The 2292-nt window shown below is 67.4% G+C and carries 3 protein-coding genes and 1 pseudogene; 1 reads left to right on the top strand and 3 read right to left on the bottom strand.

All coding sequences use genetic code 11. The features are described 5' to 3' along the window. The 3 genes and pseudogenes from AC1VAN_RS19020 to flgA all read right to left on the bottom strand — a co-directional run. Positions 1-122 (bottom strand): annotated as a pseudogene (locus tag AC1VAN_RS19020) (flagellar protein FlgN); the annotation flags it as partial. Continuing rightward, on the bottom strand, positions 119-424 hold the full coding sequence (gene flgM / locus AC1VAN_RS19015) for a flagellar biosynthesis anti-sigma factor FlgM (RefSeq protein ID WP_025879113.1): 306 nt from the start codon (positions 422-424) through the stop codon (positions 119-121). The pseudogene AC1VAN_RS19020 and the gene flgM, both read right to left, overlap by 4 nt. A gap of 75 nt (positions 425-499) precedes the next feature. Further along, the gene (flgA, locus tag AC1VAN_RS19010; RefSeq protein WP_033831051.1) at positions 500-1156 is read right to left on the bottom strand and encodes a flagellar basal body P-ring formation chaperone FlgA; all 657 of its coding nucleotides are present in this window, start codon (positions 1154-1156) and stop codon (positions 500-502) included. Between the two features lie 132 nt (positions 1157-1288). Between flgA and AC1VAN_RS19005 the strand changes: the two genes are divergently transcribed. Then, the gene (locus tag AC1VAN_RS19005; RefSeq protein WP_480986463.1) at positions 1289-2233 is read left to right on the top strand and encodes a chemotaxis protein; all 945 of its coding nucleotides are present in this window, start codon (positions 1289-1291) and stop codon (positions 2231-2233) included. Positions 2234-2292 lie beyond the last annotated feature (59 nt).

Raw genomic sequence — 2292 nt, 5'->3', positions numbered from 1 at the left:
GCTTCCAGCTTCGCACCGGTGGCACGGATCAGGGCATGCACGTCGTGCTCGACCAGGGCCTGGCGTTCAACGTCCAGGGCCTGGGCAAGGCGCTGCAGCGGCTCGCTCATCGCCGCGGTCATCCTTGCAGCTGCTGGTCCAGTTCAAGCATGCGCGAAGCGATCGCGTCCGGATTGATCTTGTAGGTGCCGTTCTGCAGCGATTCGCGCACCGCTGCAACACGCTGGGCGTCGATCGCCGGAGCGGTGCTCAGCTCACGCTCGATGGCCTGCAGGTTGGTGGCTTCGCCGGTCAGGCGCAGGCTGTCGGCCGCCTCGACTGGACGTGCCGCCGAATCGGTGCTGACGCCGGGCTTGGCGGCCGGGGTGGTCACGCTGCGCAGTGCCTGGGGGACCTGCAGGTTGCCGTCGATTTTCTGGCTCATGGGGTGTCCTGGAGTTGCCGTACACAAGGGATAACGGCCGCAGGGCCGTGATCTTTAGGGGAATTCTGCATTATTTCAACGCGCCACGATTACGTCACCGGTCGCGTCCACCGTGCCCTGCACGATACGGCGCGAGGACAGGTTTTCCACCGAGACGCGCTCGTTCTGCCCGGCATCGCCCAGTGCGCGGCCGGCGATGCGGACCTCGACCGAACCACGCCGCGATACCAGTGCCACACTGTCTCCTCGCTTGATGAGACGCTGTGCAACCAGATCGTTGCTCGACAACAGTGTTCCTGCCGGCAACGGCCGACGGGCGATGCGGCCGATCGCTGCGGCAGGATCGGCCAGCACTGCGCCGGCAATCCGTGCCGCGTCACGCTGGGCAGTACTGATATCGGCGGCGGCGATGGATTCTCCAGTGCCGATGCCACGGGTCAGCACCAGCACGGTCTGGTTGCGGCGCACCTTCACCGGCACGAACAGGCGCCAGCCACCGGCGTCGGGACAACTCACTTCCACGGTGGTGTTTGCCGTGGGCTGCACCTGCAACGCGCCGCCGCAACGCGGAAGGCGCAGCGCATCAGCAACCACGGCCTCACCTTCAGTGCCGGCGGCCAGGGTCGACAACGCGGCAGCACGGATGCTGGCCACCGGCTGCCAGTCGGCAGCGGTTGCCCACGGCGCGGCCACGGCCATTGCAATGGCAAGGAAAGAAGCAATGCGGCGCATGGCGCCTCCTGTCGGTAAGACCTGGCCCAGACGCGTGCAAGCTGCGTGCCACAGACGGGCCACGGAAATCTCACTGGGCCCGGCCCTGCACTCGCCCTCAAGTTCCACCCTGCCCGCGCCGATACAGCAGCCATGTCCCATGACCTGCTCAACCGGATCGACCAGCGAACCCGACTGGCCGGCCACAATCGCTTGGCGCTGCTGCTGTTCCGCCTCGGCGGACGTCAGCTTTTTGGCGTCAATGTCTTCAAGGTGCAGGAAGTGCTGCGCCGCCCGGAACTGTTCCAGGTGCCCGGCCTGCCCGGTCAGTTCGCCGGCGTGGCCGACGTGCGCGGCCGTTCGGTGCCGGTGCTGGACCTGGGCCTGGCCATCGGCCACCCCGAGCGCGAGCCCGATGCGGACACCGCACCCGGTTACCTGGTGGTGACCGAGTTCAACCGCTCGATCCAGGGCTTCCTGGTCAGCGGCGTGGAGCGCATCGTCAACATCGCGGTGGAAGACATCCACCCGCCGCCGGAACTGGGCGCTGAATCGAGCTACCTGACCGCGGTGACCCGCTTCCAGGGCGAGCTGATCCAGGTGATCGACGTGGAAAGCGTGCTGGCCGACATCGCCCAGGTGCGCGGTGAGGCCGTGCTCGACCCGGCCATGGCGATGCCCGCCGACGCCCCGCAGCTGCAGGTGCTGGTGGTGGATGATTCGCGGGTGGCGCGCCAGCAGATCCGCAGCGTGCTSGACCAGCTGGGSGTSRSCGCSACCCTGCTSTCGGAYGGCARRCAGGCGCTGGASCACCTGCTGCAGATCCAYGCSKCSGGYGARAACCCGGCCGAACGCTACGCCATGGTSATCTCGGACATCGAGATGCCGGCGATGGACGGCTACACGCTGACGACGGAAATCCGGCGCCATGCCGGCCTGTCGGGGCTGTACGTGCTGCTGCATACCTCGCTGTCGGGCGTATTCAACAATGCGATGGTCGAGCGCGTGGGTGCCAACGCCTTCGTCGCCAAGTATTCGCCGCACGAGCTGGCCGACTTCGTGCTGGACCGCCTGCGCAAGGTGGCGATGGCGGCGTAAGGCCGCCGCACGCGTCTCCGCCGGGCATGGCCCGGCGCTACCAGACACCTGCTCCGACC

The sequence above is a fragment of the Stenotrophomonas sp. 05L44_2 genome (assembly GCF_056665995.1).
This window is presented reverse-complemented; position numbering and strand designations above follow the sequence as displayed.

Excerpts from the sequence above, each read along its gene's own strand:
- flgM (WP_025879113.1), bottom strand. The coding sequence starts at position 424 with ATGAGCCAGAAAATCGACGGCAACCTGCAGGTCCCCCAGGCACTGCGC.
- flgA (WP_033831051.1), bottom strand. The coding sequence starts at position 1,156 with ATGCGCCGCATTGCTTCTTTCCTTGCCATTGCAATGGCCGTGGCCGCG.